This window comes from Nitrospira sp. CMX1 (genome assembly GCF_054902215.1).
In genome coordinates this window covers 1-15,813 of record NZ_JBUBKD010000004.1, presented here as the reverse complement: position 1 = coordinate 15,813, position 15,813 = coordinate 1, and the positions used below count along the sequence as shown (strand labels likewise).

11 protein-coding genes are annotated in these 15,813 nt (G+C 55.2%); 6 read left to right on the top strand and 5 right to left on the bottom strand.

Annotated elements, in window-relative coordinates; all coding sequences use genetic code 11:
- Positions 1-474: 474 nt before the first annotated feature.
- Positions 475-2,304 carry an ABC-F family ATP-binding cassette domain-containing protein gene (locus ACYX34_RS00420; protein ID WP_462074580.1) on the top strand — a complete coding sequence of 610 codons (1,830 nt, stop codon included), beginning with the start codon at positions 475-477 and terminating at the stop codon, positions 2,302-2,304.
- Between the two features lie 176 nt (positions 2,305-2,480).
- On the opposite strand, the gene ACYX34_RS00415 is transcribed toward ACYX34_RS00420, so the two are convergent.
- Positions 2,481-4,724, bottom strand: coding sequence for a hypothetical protein (locus ACYX34_RS00415; RefSeq protein WP_462074579.1), 2,244 nt, complete (start codon positions 4,722-4,724; stop codon positions 2,481-2,483).
- Between the two features lie 187 nt (positions 4,725-4,911).
- Between ACYX34_RS00415 and ACYX34_RS00410 the strand changes: the two genes are divergently transcribed.
- Positions 4,912-5,769 carry an HDOD domain-containing protein gene (locus ACYX34_RS00410; RefSeq protein WP_462074578.1) on the top strand — a complete coding sequence of 286 codons (858 nt, stop codon included), beginning with the start codon at positions 4,912-4,914 and terminating at the stop codon, positions 5,767-5,769.
- 366 nt (positions 5,770-6,135) lie between these two features.
- On the opposite strand, the gene ACYX34_RS00405 is transcribed toward ACYX34_RS00410, so the two are convergent.
- Positions 6,136-7,713 (bottom strand): HDOD domain-containing protein, encoded by a 1,578-nt coding sequence (locus ACYX34_RS00405; protein ID WP_462074577.1) that lies wholly within the window; start codon positions 7,711-7,713, stop codon positions 6,136-6,138.
- 401 nt (positions 7,714-8,114) lie between these two features.
- Here ACYX34_RS00405 and ACYX34_RS00400 point away from each other — a divergent pair, with 401 nt between their 5' ends.
- From ACYX34_RS00400 to ACYX34_RS00390, 3 genes are all read left to right on the top strand, one after another.
- The gene (locus ACYX34_RS00400) at positions 8,115-8,972 is read left to right on the top strand and encodes an HDOD domain-containing protein (protein WP_462074576.1); all 858 of its coding nucleotides are present in this window, start codon (positions 8,115-8,117) and stop codon (positions 8,970-8,972) included.
- A 28-nt stretch (positions 8,973-9,000) separates the two neighbouring features.
- Positions 9,001-9,240 carry a response regulator transcription factor gene (locus ACYX34_RS00395; protein ID WP_462074575.1) on the top strand — a complete coding sequence of 80 codons (240 nt, stop codon included), beginning with the start codon at positions 9,001-9,003 and terminating at the stop codon, positions 9,238-9,240.
- A 397-nt stretch (positions 9,241-9,637) separates the two neighbouring features.
- Complete coding sequence (locus ACYX34_RS00390) at positions 9,638-10,411, top strand: hypothetical protein (protein WP_462074574.1); 774 nt, start codon at positions 9,638-9,640, stop codon at positions 10,409-10,411.
- A gap of 78 nt (positions 10,412-10,489) precedes the next feature.
- Here the strand turns inward: ACYX34_RS00390 and ACYX34_RS00385 are convergent, their stop codons facing one another.
- From ACYX34_RS00385 to ACYX34_RS00375, 3 genes are all read right to left on the bottom strand, one after another.
- Positions 10,490-10,657, bottom strand: coding sequence for a glycerophosphodiester phosphodiesterase (locus ACYX34_RS00385; RefSeq protein WP_462074573.1), 168 nt, complete (start codon positions 10,655-10,657; stop codon positions 10,490-10,492).
- Positions 10,658-10,671: 14 nt separating this feature from the next.
- Positions 10,672-11,772, bottom strand: a complete 1,101-nt coding sequence (locus ACYX34_RS00380) for a Fic family protein (RefSeq protein ID WP_462074572.1) — start codon at positions 11,770-11,772, stop codon at positions 10,672-10,674.
- 92 nt (positions 11,773-11,864) lie between these two features.
- Positions 11,865-14,144: a [protein-PII] uridylyltransferase family protein gene (locus tag ACYX34_RS00375; protein ID WP_462074571.1), complete on the bottom strand. Its 2,280-nt coding sequence runs from the start codon at positions 14,142-14,144 to the stop codon at positions 11,865-11,867.
- Between the two features lie 119 nt (positions 14,145-14,263).
- Between ACYX34_RS00375 and ACYX34_RS00370 the strand changes: the two genes are divergently transcribed.
- Positions 14,264-15,813, top strand: a 1,550-nt coding sequence (locus ACYX34_RS00370; protein WP_462074570.1) for a [protein-PII] uridylyltransferase family protein, incomplete at its 3' end; no start/stop codon positions are given.

Here is a 15,813-nt window from a genome sequence, read left to right as displayed (position 1 = left end):
CGTGAGGCTGCTGGTATTGACTACCATGGTGGTGTAGCTGGTGGTGCCGGTGTTGAAGGCCGGATTGAGCGTGCCCGCCAAGAGGACCAGTGCGGTGAGCGAGGTCGTGCTGCTTCCGCCACCCCCGCTAGAGGGCGCGCTGCCGGTGCCTCCGTCGAAATGATTGTCTGACAGCCGATCAGGCCCAGAGCAACCGTCAGCACGAGCAGAGTGGCGAGAGCACGGAGACGAATCATGAGGCGCATCGCTTTCTCCAGAAGAAGTGATAGGTGCACAATCATGAATACATGAGGGTACCCAGGGCGGCTGCATGGAGACCTGGTGTTGTATCGGCACCGCCCCAAAAACTAAAGTCGGCGAGGACTCAGCAGGAAGCGGCTAGTTATCGTGGTGCCCACCATCCTTGAAGCAGGTGGGCTGCGAAGAAATACTCCCGTTGCAGGCTCCCGATCGGGTACACTGCCTATCTTAATTATGCCACCAACGGTCTTACTCAGTTGTGAGTCGCTTGCGAAAAGCTATGGGGTGAAACCGTTATTCACCAACTTTTCGATCGGATTGTGCGACGGGGATCATGTCGGACTGATCGGGCCGAATGGTTCTGGAAAATCGACGCTGCTCAAAATTCTCGCCGGATTTGAGGAACCAGACAGCGGTACCCGTTCTGTGCGCCGACAGCTCCGGATCGGCTATGTGCCGCAGGAACCTTCATTTGCCGAGCAGCACTCAGTCGAAGATGCACTGGCCCAAGTGCTTTTCGATGAGGGGCTGGACCCCCATGAGCAGGGTGGCCGCATCGCCAGAGCCCTGAGTCTCGGCGGGTTTGTCCGTACTGATCAATGCGTCTCGACACTATCCGGCGGATGGAAGAAGCGACTGGCGATTGTACGGTCGCTGATGCTGGAGCCGGATGTGCTGCTTTTGGACGAGCCGACCAACCATCTGGACGTCGAAGGCATTCTCTGGCTCGAAGATCTCCTAAAAGCCGAGCCCCATGCCTTCATCGCTATCAGTCACGACCGGCGATTCTTGGAAGCGGTGACCACGCGGATTTGGGAATTGAATCGTCAATACCCCAGTGGTCTTTTCGAGGCGAAGGGACGGTACAGCGAATTCTTAGAACAGCGTGACGCGGCACTCCAGGCGCAGGCCGACTATCAAGCCTCGCTGGCCAATAGAGTTCGGCGGGAGGTGGAATGGCTGCGGAGAGGTCCTAAAGCCAGGACGACCAAAGCCAAGGCTCGGATCGACCAGGCCGGGCTGATGATTGATGAGCTCACTGAGTTCGAATCTCGGCAGTCGAAGGCACCGGCTGGAATTGATTTCACCGCCTCAGGACGCCGGTCCAAGAAACTGATCGAGGTGAATGGTCTTGAGAAGACACTGGGCGCGCAACCGATTGTGTGTAATCTCGATTTGCAGGTAGGGCCTGGTGAGCGGATCGGGCTGCTTGGGCCGAACGGGAGCGGGAAGTCAACGCTGCTGAAGTTGCTGGCTGGAACCTTGATGCCCGATGCCGGCACGATCACCCGTGCCGAGCGCCTGAGGGTTGTGACATTCGAGCAACATCGCGAGTCGCTCGATCAGCAGGCCACGTTGCGACGAGCATTGGCTCCTGCCGGTGGGGATGCCGTGGTCTATCAGGACCGATCCGTGCACCTCGTGTCCTGGGCCAAGCGGTTTCTCTTCCGGCCAGAGCAGCTGGATTTGCCGGTTTCTCGCCTGTCAGGCGGCGAGCAAGCGAGACTCCTGATCGCGCGTCTGATGCTGCAGCCAGCCGACCTCTTGATTCTGGATGAGCCGACCAACGATTTGGACATTCCAACACTTGATGTGCTGGAAGATAGTCTGCTTGAATTCACCGGGGCATTGATTCTTGTGACCCATGACCGGTGGTTGTTGGATCGCGTTTCCACCAGGATGCTTGCGCTCGATGGCATGGGGAAGGCCGAGTGGTTCGCTGACTATGCCCAATGGGAAGCCTCACAGGCGAGAAAAGCGATCGAGGCGAACACGTTGCCGACCGCAAAAGGACGAGCGAACCACGCTGGACCATCCAAACGGAAAGGGCTGTCGTACAAAGAGCAAAAGGAATGGGACCAGATCGAAGCCGCGATCTTGAAAGCTGAAGAAAGGGTGACGACTTCCCAAGCCGCGGCCAATGACCCAGCCATTGCCTCGTCCGCAGCCGAACTGCAAGCGCGATACGCAGTGCTCCACGCTGCTCAGGCGGACGTTGAACGGCTCTACGCCAGATGGGCCGAACTGGATGCAAAACGTGCCCAAGCGATCGGCAGCACGTAATCGTAAAGTCAGAAAAACATTATGAAATACAACTCGTTCGTGCTGTGCACGAAGTATAGGTCCCAATTTGTGTAACGTTATGTATCAAAAACGAAGAGTGTCCCCCTCTAGTTTCTCTCGATCTTTGAAGGTCGTATAGACCAGTTCTTCTCATTGGGTCGGAGGAATGTCCATTTTTATTGACCTTCCTCCACATCTGATAAAGGAAGTGGGCTTAAAAATGTTGGAAGAGGACCTATACTGATTGAATCGGGGAATACAGATCCTCCGAAAACATATACATTCCCTCCTACTTCTGCTGTCGTTGTGGAATGTCTTGGAATTGGAACGGCCACTTGAGTTGCCCAAACATTGGAAGCAGGGTCGTATTCTTGTACGGTGTCATGAATGTCCGAGCCACTGTAGCCCCCGATCGCGTACAGCCTATTCTTCGCAGGGATCGCAACGAGCCTCATTTGGGAAAGACCGATTGGTGATGAGGATTTGATAACCCATGTATCGGTGCCAGGAGAATATTCTGCAAACGAGTTGATCGTGAGTGCATAGAGTTTCCCACCCAATGACGCCACCGTATACTGGGCATTGCCGAAGGGTACCGGCGACTTGTTGGTGTCCCAAGTATTTGTCGCAGGATCGTACTCAAACGTCGCGAGGACGGGTGAGCTGGCGTTAAAGACGGTTAGATAGATCTTCCCATTAACTGCCGTGCCGGCGATAAAGCGATTGCCGAGAATAGGGTTCGCGGGATTACCAGTCGGCATTGGAGCCTTAGAGGTCCAGGTATTGGTCAACGGGTCATACTCCTCAGTTGCGTAGGAATAAGTTACTTGGTTGACGTTGACGTAATTCATACCTCCAATCGCGTAGATTTTATTGTTGATAGCTGCCACAACCGGAGAACGGCGCGCAGTAAGCATATCTGTTTTGGTCGTCCACGTATCCGTAGCCGGATCGTATTCTTCAGTTGTAGCCAATGTGCTTCCTGAGAATCCTCCGATGACATAGACTTTGTTGTTCACGGCAGCAGCACCGGCTTCAAGGCGTGGTGTCGGCATTGGTGCTCTCGTGTGCCAACTGAGACCAAGAGGAGCTGTTGGCGTAGCGGAAGAGCCAAAGGACTCCTCGCTTTCTCGCCCCGCATCGGCTGCAGTCACAAAGAAGTAGTAGGTTTTGCCGTTGGTCAACCCAGTGATGGTATGGGGAGATGTGACACTGATAAGCTTTGCCCCGTCGGGTAAGCTGGCATAGTTGCTGCGATCAAGTTTGATGTCGGAAGCCATGTAGAGGTTGTAGGAGGTGGCTCCGACAACAGGATTCCACCGGACGGTGACTTGACCGTTGCCGGTCACGCTTGCATCTCCAGTAGGAATCTGGAGGACCGATCCAGGCGGAGGGAGTGAACCCTCTTCAACGGTTGCAAGAGGTGAGGGGAAGTCCTCGCTGGTATTTGACGATCCGCCAATTACATAAATTTTCCCCAGTGCCTCCCCAACTGCGGGCGAGACACGAGAAGAAGGAATAGAGGCTCTCAACGCCCAGTTTTGGGTATCAGGGTCATACTCTTCTACGAGGTTTACAGGAGACGAGTCTTGTCCTCCGCCGATAGAAAAGAGTTTCCCTTCCGCTGAGGTTAATCCGGTGCGGAACCGAGGAGCGGATGATAATGGAGGTTGGATAACCCAGCGATCTTTCACGGGATCATACTCCGCTAGTTCTCCAAAGTTGGAAAGGGCATACACCTTATTATCCAATGATGCCACGGTATATCGTGTGTAACTAAACGGGGGTTGTGTCTTACTTGTCCATACATTGGTGACGGGATCGTACTCGAGAGAGTGTGTGAGTGGTAAGCCGCTTCCTGTTGCACTGTATGCCGCAATGTAGATCTTCCCGTTTGCGGTAGCCCCGCCAATGAAACGATTTCCAAGCACACCGTTGGCGGCTCCACCAGTCGGCATTGAGGCCTTCGTGGTCCAGGTGTCGGTGGCCGGATTATATTCTTCGGTCGAATATGAATAAACCAGTGCATTGACATCGGATGTAAAATTGACCCCGCCGATCGCATAGATCTTATTGTTTACGGCTGTGACCACAAGCTGGCGGCGAGGGGTTGGCATATCTGTTTTACGGGTCCAGGTATCCGTCGCGGGGTCATATTCCTCCACTGTTCGGAGAACTGATCCTGCGTATCCTCCAATGGCATAAAGCTTATTGTTGACTGTGGCCACACCAAATTCTGTACGAGGTGTCGGCATCGGTTTTTTGAGAGCCCATGTGATTGGGGGGCCGGCAGGTGTTAGCGACGAACCGGATGAGGGGACGCTTCCTCCTCCCCCACTGTTGGTACAGGCAAGAAGAAAAAAAGGAGTCAATAGGAACCCTGAACCGACAAAGCGTGTGAAGTATTCACCAGAGATCATGAGAGGCTCCTCATTTTTAGCCAGATCGGGCTACACTCTATGACTCGTATATACACCGATGCCATACAGCTTTGGAGGGGTTTAGCCTGTTGTCACGCTACAGTTCTCTCCGTCCTCAGCCGATAGAGAAAGCGACGGCCTCTCTGTATAAACAAGGAGAGGTGTCCAACGGCGAGGAGTCTCGACCATGCCAACAGCACAAGAACTGGTGCAGTCCTGTACGTCCATTTTTACCTTGCCGGAGATCTATTTTCGCGTACGGGAGGTGGTGGACGACTCCAATTCGACCATGGGCGATCTTGCCGAGGTCCTGAAGCTGGATCCGGCCATTTCAGCCAGGCTGCTCCGAATCGTGAATAGCCCTATCTATGGGTTTCCTAAACAAATCGATACGATTTCCCGTGCCGTCAGTCTGCTCGGGACACAGGCCATCATCGACCTTGTCACGACGACGACGATCGGCAGGACGTTTGCCGGGGTCCCGATTCAACTGATGGATGTGTCGAAGTTCTGGCAGCGAAGCGTCCTCTGCGCCTTGTTGGCCGGAAAGATTGCCAAGTCCTGTAAAATCAAGGACAGCGAGCGCTACTTCGTGGAAGGTCTCCTGAGGGATTTGGGACACTATGTGCTTTACCAATACGCCCCGCAGCGGGCCCAGTCCGCGCTCATTGAAGCAGGCTATCTGGAAATCTCCCTGGCTGAAGTGGAACGGTCCAACATTGGGTGTGACTTCGCGGAAGTCGGGGCTGAGCTCGTTCACTCCTGGGGCATGCCTCCGCAGATTGAACAGGCCATCCGTCATCAGCTTGACCCGAACGAGGCTGGTGACTATATCCAGCATGCGTCCATTGTGCATTTGGCTGGAGAGGTCGTCGAGTATGAGGAGCGTGACCCGAAGCGGCGACCCGCCGAAGTACCGTTTAGTCCGCAGGCGATGAAGGCAACAGGATTTGTGTTGGCCGATCTACCGGAACTGCTGACGGATGCTCAAGGACAGTTGAACGACATGCTTGCACTGGTCTATCCGCAAGCCGTTGCCGCGTAAGCGCAGCCGGAATCTGTCTGCGTACCGAGCTCAGTCCAACCTTGATCATGGTGTGCCTACCCTGGCCGCAGAAAAACTGTTTCGGCGAGGCATAATCGTCCAACAATGGACGATCTTGAGCCTACTCACGAACGTCCTCAGGATGCTCAATAGGACCGTCTAGCTTCCTCCCCCACTCGCCGCGACGCTGGAGTCATATACCAAGTGTTGCTCGCCTCACTCTTTCTCCCTGTGAGCCTTTGAGCGGTGCGAGAACGTTGCGGGCGAGTTTGTGCAGCATTCTGGTAGAGCCGGATGTGCTGTTTAATCCGCCTGAGAATGGAGCAGTCTGACGGCGGAGTGCGTCCTTCATTGCTTCGTGTCGAGTCAGAGGATTCCGGCTAAACGATTCATTCCCAATGTCGTCTGGGTAAAGAACAACTGAAAGGCCTGGTAGTCCTGAGACTGCGTTGGCGGACGGCCTGGTCCTCGATCACAGTAGACAAGGCCGATGGGTCTCACCCCCACTCGCAATGGGGCGAGGATGGCTGATGTAGGGTGCCAGACATCAAGAAAGTCTTGTTTGAAGGTCCCAACGGGCTGGTCTGAAAAATTTGGAACCAGGAGTGGGTCGACACGCTTGAGAACCGAGAGAAAAAACTGATGTTCTCGGCTCAGTGAACCAGAAAGGGACGAAAGGTGAGGCGCCAGAGGAGCGACGCCCAACGCCAGCTTTCCAACCAGGAGATCACTGTCACCTAGATTGAGAAGTGCCAGCCCGACACGGCCGAATCCGGCGTCCCGGTGGAGCGATTGGATGAACATTCCAAGGAGGCTGTTCAGGTCAATCGCCCGCTGTAACGAGTCCTGAAATACCTGCAAGGTTTCGAATGGGTTGTTCCGAATGGGTACGCTCGGCTCATCTTGGAGGGGGGAAGCTTTCTGAGGGGAGCGTGTTTGGTCTTCACGGGGTATTGTCTTGGTTGAAGATTGGAGCGTGGACGATTCGGCGGAGTGCTGCCCGTTCAATGGCACCTGAAGATCGTGAAGCGAATCAATGACCAACCCCATGGAACGAGTGAGCTGGCGACCTCGGTCCAAGGCCTGGGTCATCAATTCTTTAAACCGTCCTGAAGACAGCCCGCTTCCGATCCGGAGCGTTCGCCTCGCTTCTTCAACGGCCGTGGGGGAATTGAAATCTGCCATCGCGTCGATGAGCCGGATTGAGCCCACCACGAGACCGCGATACGTCTGTGGCGGGGTTTGCCAACGCTCAACCGGCGACTCTCCTGCGCCGTCAAAGAGGTCGACAAGATGATCGGGGAGGTTCCACAGTCGAGCCAAGGCTCGGGCCAAGGTCAACCGAGGAACCCCGATGAGTCTGGTCTCCTGACTGATCCGTTCGGCCGGTTGCTTCACGTTCCTGGAGATCGCCTGAAGCGCTTCAAAGAGATCCGGATCTTGATAGGCAACGGCTAAATCTCCGATCGAGTACAGGAGTGCGGCGGTAAATAATTGACTGGGTTGCGGGTAATTGATAGCCGTTCCAAGCTCATTGGCGTAGGTGGCAGAGACAAGGGACTTGGCGATCAATGTTCGGAGTTCTTGCTGGCGAGCCGGCCAATGATGTAACTGCTCGACCAGATGTGCGGCGGCGACGAGAGCACGAACAGTATCGAGTCCAAGCCAGCTTACGGCATGAGGGATGGCGCCGATCGTCTGGCGTGGGCTGTACGCGATACTGTTGGCCACTTGCAGGACTTTGCAGGTGAGCCCATGGTCTCGGCTGATCACGTGGGTCAGGTTGTCGGGAGTGGACTGTGGGTTTGCATCATTCAAGATTTGTTGACAGGTGGATTGGAGAATCGGAAGGCAACGTCCGGATTCATCGAACAGTGGCTTCAGCTTCGGGCATAGTCGAGGGCGGATCGAGTCGATGAGGGTTGATTCCGTGGACGAAGGCATAGGAGTTCCCGGCTAAAAGCTAGACACTGTATCGGTGAAAGTCTCTTCCAGCTTGAGACGTAAGTACCGAGAAGGGGTAACGAACGGGACTTTGTAAGAGGACGAAGCGGCCTCGGGGAGTGGTGCGACCGGTCGGACAATCCAAGTCGGGCCACAACGGTCTCCATCGGTGCGTGTGCCGCCGGTCTCAGTGTGTTCGATTCATGTCGTGCTCGAAAAAATGCGGCATGCGGAGAATTACAATCTGATGGTCGACTTAGTCCATCGGGACTAGAATTGAATGTGATGGGGGCACGTGCGCAGTCTCGTAGCCTGCCGCCACGATAGTTTTGCCCATTCCTGACCGATAGAGAAGATGGAGAGCCGGTCTGCATCGACAGGCAAGAAGGAGGGGCTCCGCTATGCCGTTGGCGAGTGAATTGGTCCAAGCGTGCACCACAGTGTCGACATTGCCGGAGGTGTTTTGTCGTGTGCGAGATGTGGTGGACGATCCCGACGTCACCATGGGAGATCGAGTGAAAGCTCTTCAGCTGGATCCGGTCATCGCGGTCAGGCTGCTTCGTATGGCCAATAACCCACCGTATGGGTCATCCAGGCAGGTCGGCACCGTGACCGGCGCGGTTCAACTTCTTGGGAAGCAAGTCATCAACGACTTCGTCGCGACGACGACCGTCGGACGAACCTTCGCCGGAATGCCGGTTGACCTGATGGATCTGTCGAAATTCTGGAGAAAAAGCCTCTTTTGCGCGCTGCTGGCTCGAACAATCGCGAAGTTCTGTGGCGTTGATGATCAAGAACAACCGTACATGGCCGGCCTTTTTCGCGATATCGGCCATTGTGTCTTGTACCAGACTGTTCCGCAGCGGGCCCAGTCGGCCCTGATTGAGGCGGGGTATCTGGAAGCATCCCTGGCTGAAGTGGAACAGTCCAATATCGGGTGCGACTTTGCAGAGGTCGGAGCGGAACTCATCCGATCCTGGGGCTTGCCTGTACAAATCGAACAAGCGGTTCGGTGTCAACTGAGTCCAAAGGATGCCGGTGAATTCATCGTGTTGGCATCGATTGTCCATCTGGCCGGTGTCGTTGCCGACTACGAAGAACTCGATCCTGCTCGTCGCCCTACGACCCTCCCTTTCAGTCCCCAGGCCATCGCGGCCACAGGGTTTGTGGCAGCCAAACTCCCAGCACTCCTCGCGCAAGCCCGAGCTCAGCAGCAAGAGACGCTGGCCATTGTGCAGCCGTACACCATGGCTGCGTAGTACGTTGGAAGAGTGTGCGTGAATGGGCGTGGCATCAAGATCCCACACGCACTATTCCACAGAGCGGCCTTCCAGGAAGATCTTGATCTGGGTTGTGCAGGGCAAGACCAATTCGGAGATCGGTACGATTCTCGGCATCAGCCCGCGCACTGTACACAAGCATTTGGGACGAATCTATGTGCGGCTCGGCGTGGAAAACCGCCATGCGGCAATGGCGCTTGTGATGGAGATGACGCGGCAGGGGTACTCAGGGAATAGTCAGAGCTGATCCTCCATGGCCGATGCACTTCAGTGTGCTGTTCCTGAGGCTATGAGGCGACCTGAAAATGTGTGCTTCGATTGCCCCTTTGGTGAGCACGGCAATGCCGCGTCTCTTCTAAGCCTGCCAATCGCGTGTGTGCTTAATCAGAGCAGCCGATCCGGATAATCGAAGATGATACCGTCGACGCCCATGCCTTAACTGTCTGAATGTCGGCTGGGTTGTTGATGGTGTAGATGAGGACGCGGAGTGAGTAATCGTGCAGCGTCTTGAGAAATGACGATGTGAGCGTCTCGAATGCCACGCTGACAGGGTGGCTTGCGCGTGAGGGTTATGCAAGATTTCCCTTTCTAATTCTCAGATCGCCCTCTCCTTAGTACAGTATTTTCCGTGGGGAGGTTGTCTGATGCTTTGGGTTTCTCCCAAGAGAGTCGCGCAGATTCTTGGGGGCGCGATCACTATTCTTTCGCTTGCCGGGCTAGGAACTCAGTGGATTCGGTACACGTTTGGACACGATTATCAACGGGGACTGAATTGGCTGTTTACTCTCGATCTGGAAGGGAATCTTCCGGCGTGGTACTCTTCGACAGCTCTCGCCTTGGCGGCAACACTCTTGAGTTTGATCGGAGCGCGGAAGAAAGACCAAGGTGCGAGCTATGCCAACCATTGGTTTGCTCTCTGCATTATTTTTTTCTACTTATCGATTGATGAAGCCATCTCCATTCATGAGAAAGCAGGCAGCATCTTTGCCCCATTTCAATTGACGGGAGTTTTCTACTACAACTGGGTCATCCTTGGTATTGGCTTCGTGGTTGTAGTTGGTCTCTCGTACCTTCGCTTTCTCATGGCACTGCCTCCGGTTCACCGTTGGAGATTCATTTGTGCAGGTACTGTCTATGTGACCGGCGCCTTAGCAGTTGAAATGATCGAAGCTAGGTGGGCTTCTCTCCATGGGCCAGGCAATCTCATCTATGCGACCTTCGTGTGGATCGAAGAAACCTTAGAAATGGTCGGAGTCGCGGTGTTTATCTATGCGCTGTGGGTCTATATCGAAGAAGAGATAGCAAGCATGATCCTAACGGTCCCACCTTCTCTTTCTCGCGGACAAACCGTCACACGCAATCCTGGGCGTCTTCACTCAGTCGATGATCAGTATCGCCCGACTGGTACCGACAATTGAGGCCTCGCTGGCGGGATGTAAGGCGAGGTCGTTGCCGTGCTCTATGATGAGGACTTCTTGGAACGTCATAGTTACAACTCACTTGTTACTCAAGCAGAGCAGGCGTGCCGGATAGTCCGAAATGATGCCGTCTATGCCCATGGCCTTGGCTGTTTGAATGTCAGCCGGTTCGTTGACGGTGTAGACGAAGACTCGAAGCGCACGGTCGTGAAGGGTCTTGAGTAGCGAGAGACTGGAGTATCTCAATAATCATTACAGAATTAGAGATTCATCCGGTAATGCGTGCTCCGACCGCCGCCGGTAGGCACGAAAATACCCTTCTCGTTCAAATCTTGAAGGTCGCGCGTGGCGGTAGCCTTCGATGTTCCCGTAATCGACATGTATTTCTTGGCGCTCATGCCGCCTTCGAAGCCTTTCGCACCTTCCTCCAACATGCGCCGGAGAATTTGGGTTTGACGTTCATTGAGTTGATCTCGAAAGCGCTCGAATAGGCGTGTTTTTCGCAATGTGAAGTCGATGTGCTCTTCGGCTTGCACTTGCGCCTCAAGGGCGATCTTCGCGAACCACATGACCCATGGCGTGATCTCGTTGGCCTGCTGGCCTTGTTGTAATGCGTCATAGTACTCGTTCCGCTTGGCTTCGATGGCGCGTGAGAGGCTGAGCAACGCAGGCCGTTCGAGACCTTGTGACAATGCCTTTTCGGACAATGCTCGACCGATACGGCCATTGCCGTCTTCGAAGGGATGGATCGACTCAAAATAGAGGTGAGCGATCGCGGAGCGCACAACGGCTTTCTTGATTTCTCTTGTTCCCCCCGGACCGGTATCATTGAACCAGTCGATGAAGCGCGTCATCTCTTGAGGAACGAGTGACGATGGAGGAGCCTCGAAGTGAACGGTCTCGTGTCCAACCGGCCCGGAAATAACCTGCATCGGTTCTTGGTGGGTCCGCCACCGGCCGGGCTGGATATGTCGGTGTCCTGCCATGATCATCCGATGCCATTCAAACAGCTTCTCTTGAGAAAGAGGCGCTGTAAAACTTTGACGGACATCGGTCATCAGGGTTGCGACGCCTATGGCTCTTTTGTCACCGGTGGGCGCGTCTTTCGTGAGGCCAAGATTTCTCCGGATTGACGACATCACATCTTTTCGACTGAGGAGTTCTCCTTCAATCGCCGAAGTCTTAAGTGCCTCGGTGGTCATCAGATCGATGGCGGCTTCTGTCTGTGCTTCGGCCGATAATCCTCTCGCGAGGCCGCTGATGTGGCCTGTCTTTTCTGCAAACGAGAAGAGGGTATCCTCTACACCAGATAACTCATAGTAGAACGCAGGCCAGTCATCCTGTTGCCAGTTGTAGCTCATGAGCCGATTATAGCAGTTAATCGGCTCATGTAAATCGCAAGAACTGAGCCGAATGTCGAAATCGTTCGGCTCAGTTATCTTTGTTTTGGGGATTAGAGACGCCCAAATGTTCGTTCGAAGAATTCTTGGGTGAGTTTCATGTGCTGGACAATATCGGTCTGAAGGTGACGGGCGCCGGCTTGCCAGTCGTCTGTGGTGTATCCGACACGGCGAGCCAGGAAGATGAACTCGTCGGAGTCGACGGGAGGAAGGACCCGATCCTTGGCGTTCCCACGGACCATGCGGAGCCCATCGATGAGCATTCGGATGAAGAAGTAGGCCTTGCGCAGAGCGTCCCCATCCTGTCTGGTCACCAGTCCGCAATCGACGAGGGCTGCCAATGCTTGCATGGTGTTGGGGGTCCGTACGATAGGAAGGCGAGATCCGTGCTGAATCTGGAGGTATTGGATGGCATACTCGATGTCGACGATGCCGCCTTGGCTGTGCTTCAAGTTCACCGTGCCTCGTTCCACGAGCTGCTTCAGCTGTTGACGGCGCGCATCGAGGACGACATTCGGATCCAAAGATTTGCCGCTGTAGACATAGTGGTTGCGATGGATTTCGACTCGCTTCCCAAGATCCGGATCGCCGGCGACATGGCGGAGTTTGATCAGCGACTGGCGCTCAAACGGTGCGGCCAGTCCCTGGTCGCTATAGTATTTGGCGATTTCATCGAAGGGGTTTGTGAGCGAGCCTTTCCCCCCATGAGGCCGAAGGCGGACATCCACATGGAAGATGCCCTCTTGTTTGGCTTCGATCCATTGAAGAAGTTCGTAGCCCAGCCGTTCAAAGTATTCGCTGTTGTCGATAGCGTGCTTTCCGCCGGTCCGTCCGGCATCTCCGTAGACGAACAAGACCTCGATGTCAGAGGCATAGCCCAGCTCTCTCCCTCCGAATTTCCCTAAACCGAGGACGGTGAAGGGGCATGGTTTCTTATCGGCCAAGCGCGGTGGACCATACAGTTTGTTCAGCTTGGCTCGGCAGTCCTTCAAGCTTCGATCAAGGATGGTTTCGGCCAGTTGTGTCAGGGCGGCGGAGAAATCCGGCAGCGCTATGTCCGGTTCGACGATGTGTTTCATGTCGATACGGAACATTTCGCGGTCTTTGAAACTGTTCAGCGCGGCTTTCCGATCTTCATCGGTTTTGGCGCGGTTGACCAGGCGATCAAGCTCCTTGCGAAGTGTGGCTCTCGGGGTAATAAGGGGGGCATCCCGGTAGTCTTGCAGCAGGGGCAGAAGGTTGCTGTGCTGGCGACGGAGAAAATCTTCCCAAAGAAAATCACTCGCGCCGAGCAGGCGGGCGAGGAGGGGAAAGGTTTTCTTGTCGCTGAGAAAGGCCAAGGCTTTCTGCTGAGCCTTTCCTTTTGTCTGTTGGACGGTCAGATCCAGGAATTGGTCGAAGGCTTCTAACGCCTTGGTCGGATCGGGAGCCCAGGTCAGGGCATGGGTAAACTGTTTGATGAGGACGGCCGTAAGACGTAACTGCTGCTGTTCGGTCGCATCGGTGAGCTTCTGGCCGTGGCGATTGCGGACAGAGAAGCGATCATGAATCTTCCCGCTTTCGACATCGAACTGCGCTTTGGAGATATACACGTTTCGCATCGCCAGAGCGTTGGCAAAGGCGTATAAGAAGGCCGGTGTATCGTCCGACCGGATCTCCATCACCGTGTCGGTGGGCGATTGGCTGTTATCGAAGGTGATCTGTACCGGATAGAGCAGGCCGCCGAACGATGCCCGGCGTTTGCCGAGCTGTTCTACCAAACGTCGGTTCACGGCGAAACGAGCTTCTTCGAACTGCCCTTTGTCCAGCAGGGTCATGACAGAGGAAAGTGCATCAGTCAGCAGATGTTGTTGTTCTCTTCCTAACTCCACCCCTGGGACTGGGTGTACGCGGAACACATCGACGATCTTTTTTTGAACCAAGCCCGGAGTTGCCTTAGGGCGGATGCGCGGTCCGTGCTCGCTCCAATTGGTGCGAGAGGATAACGGAGCGGTTTTCTCCGCAAATGTATAAATGTCGCCTTCTTCTATGTTCAACCCAAAGGCCGATAGTAACCCGCAAATCATCGCGAACTCGGAGAAATAGTCGTAGGCCACGATCGTGATCACGCACCGTTGGTCCGGCTGTTCGGCGAACGTCACCTCACACAAGTGTTCCGACGTCAGTCTGGCCGTCAACCGGATGTGTTCGGCAATCGTTGAGGGCGCGAACCGCTGGAAGTATTCCTGATCCAGACGGACGAAAAAATCCTGAAGCAAATCCGGTGGTACGTCAGGGCATAGCGGGCGGACGGTATTGAGGAGTGCGACGCGGTCTTGTGTGCCGGTTGGCATGGAGGTCAGTATACCCGAACGGGTTCATTGTGCGTAGAGAAACCTGTCAGTATAATGCCGCCCCAGATCACAGATCGCGTGAGGCGTGAGGCGTGAAACGGCAGTCTGAGAAGAGCAACATGTCACGGGCATCGGCTCGAGGAGGGATAACCGGAAGACCGGATCCCACGCCGGTCTTGCTCGAGGCCAAGCGGAACGCCGACCAGGTACGAACCATTTTATCTGCCTACGGTCTGCGGGATCTTGATCTGGCGGACCGTAATCTCGACGCGATGGCGGGTGATCCCCTGCAACGTAAACGGCTGGCCGAAATCCTGCCGATGTTACTGGAGTCTCTCTCACGAACAGCTGACCCGGACCAGGCATTGAACCACTGGGAGAGGCTGCTTGGGAGCGGCTCGCGTTCATCATTGCTGGACTATGTGCGCACCTGGCCACGTATGCTCGATTTGCTGTGCGCGATCTTCGGCAACAGCGATGCCTTGGCCTTTACCCTCATTCGAGACCCCATGTTGGTCTATTGGCTGGCCGAGGAGGAGGTGCTCTCGCGCCCGCCTACACGGAAAGGAATTGCGTCGGCGCTTCGAGAAAGCATCGGGCACCTGACGGTGAAAGAAACGAAGCTGGATGCGCTCCGCCGTTTTCGGAGGCGGGAGATGTTGCGCATCGGCGTCCGGGACCTGCTCAAGCGTGCCACGGTTCCGGAGACGACGGCCGCATTGTCTGATCTGGCCTGTGTGCTGATCCATGCTGCGTACGAAATTATCAATGCCGACCTTCGCCGACAATACGGCGTGCCGATGCACCAGGTCAGAAAAGGGCGGTGGGTCGAGACCGGATTCACCGTCATTGGGATGGGCAAACTTGGTGGACATGAGTTGAACTACAGCTCCGATGTCGATCTCATCTATCTCTATGAAGCACACGGTGGTGAAACCAGAGCCCCAAAAGGTGGGCGTGCTTCCGTTCCCCCTGGCGTCGGTATTTCCAATGAAGAGTACTTTGAGATTCTTGCTCGTGAACTGACCCGGGTCTTGTCTGAGCCCACGAGAGAAGGCTACGTGTTTCGAGTCGATTTGCGGTTACGTGCGGAAGGGTCCATCGGACAGCTTGCGCGATCGCTCGACGAGTACCAGCGGTATTATGCAGCCCGTGGTCAGGTCTGGGAACGGCTGGCCCTGCTGAAGGCCGCCCCGGTTGCCGGATCGCAGGCCGTCGGGCAGGCGTTCCTCAAGATGGTCAAACCCTTTGTCTTGGGAGGGGGGAAAGTGGACCGGGACCAGGCATTGGCAATCGTGCAAGACGTGCGTGCGGTGAAAGACATGATCGACGCCAAAATGACCGGTCGTGGGCACGGACAGCGGAATGTGAAGTTGGGAACCGGAGGCATTCGGGAGATTGAATTTTTCGTGCAGACCATTCAGGTTTTGGCCGGACGCAAAGTGCCGGTGCTCTTGGATCGGAGCACACTTGGTTCGCTGGCACGACTCTCCAAGAAGAAGCTCCTTTCGGCCAACGAACGAAATGCGTTGGCCGCTGCCTATGTGTTCCTCCGTGATGTCGAACACAAACTCCAGATGGTGCATGATCTCCAAACACAAACGCTTCCTGCTGAAGCAGATGAATTGGAACGGTGCGCCGTTCGAATGGGGTATGGGGCTGAGGATCG

Excerpts from the sequence above, each read along its gene's own strand:
- ACYX34_RS00400 (WP_462074576.1), top strand. The coding sequence starts at position 8,115 with ATGCCGTTGGCGAGTGAATTGGTCCAAGCGTGCACCACAGTGTCGACA.
- ACYX34_RS00390 (WP_462074574.1), top strand. The coding sequence starts at position 9,638 with ATGCTTTGGGTTTCTCCCAAGAGAGTCGCGCAGATTCTTGGGGGCGCG.
- ACYX34_RS00380 (WP_462074572.1), bottom strand. The coding sequence starts at position 11,772 with ATGAGCTACAACTGGCAACAGGATGACTGGCCTGCGTTCTACTATGAG.
- ACYX34_RS00420 (WP_462074580.1), top strand. The coding sequence starts at position 475 with ATGCCACCAACGGTCTTACTCAGTTGTGAGTCGCTTGCGAAAAGCTAT.
- ACYX34_RS00410 (WP_462074578.1), top strand. The coding sequence starts at position 4,912 with ATGCCAACAGCACAAGAACTGGTGCAGTCCTGTACGTCCATTTTTACC.
- ACYX34_RS00415 (WP_462074579.1), bottom strand. The coding sequence starts at position 4,724 with ATGATCTCTGGTGAATACTTCACACGCTTTGTCGGTTCAGGGTTCCTA.
- ACYX34_RS00375 (WP_462074571.1), bottom strand. The coding sequence starts at position 14,144 with ATGCCAACCGGCACACAAGACCGCGTCGCACTCCTCAATACCGTCCGC.
- ACYX34_RS00405 (WP_462074577.1), bottom strand. The coding sequence starts at position 7,713 with ATGCCTTCGTCCACGGAATCAACCCTCATCGACTCGATCCGCCCTCGA.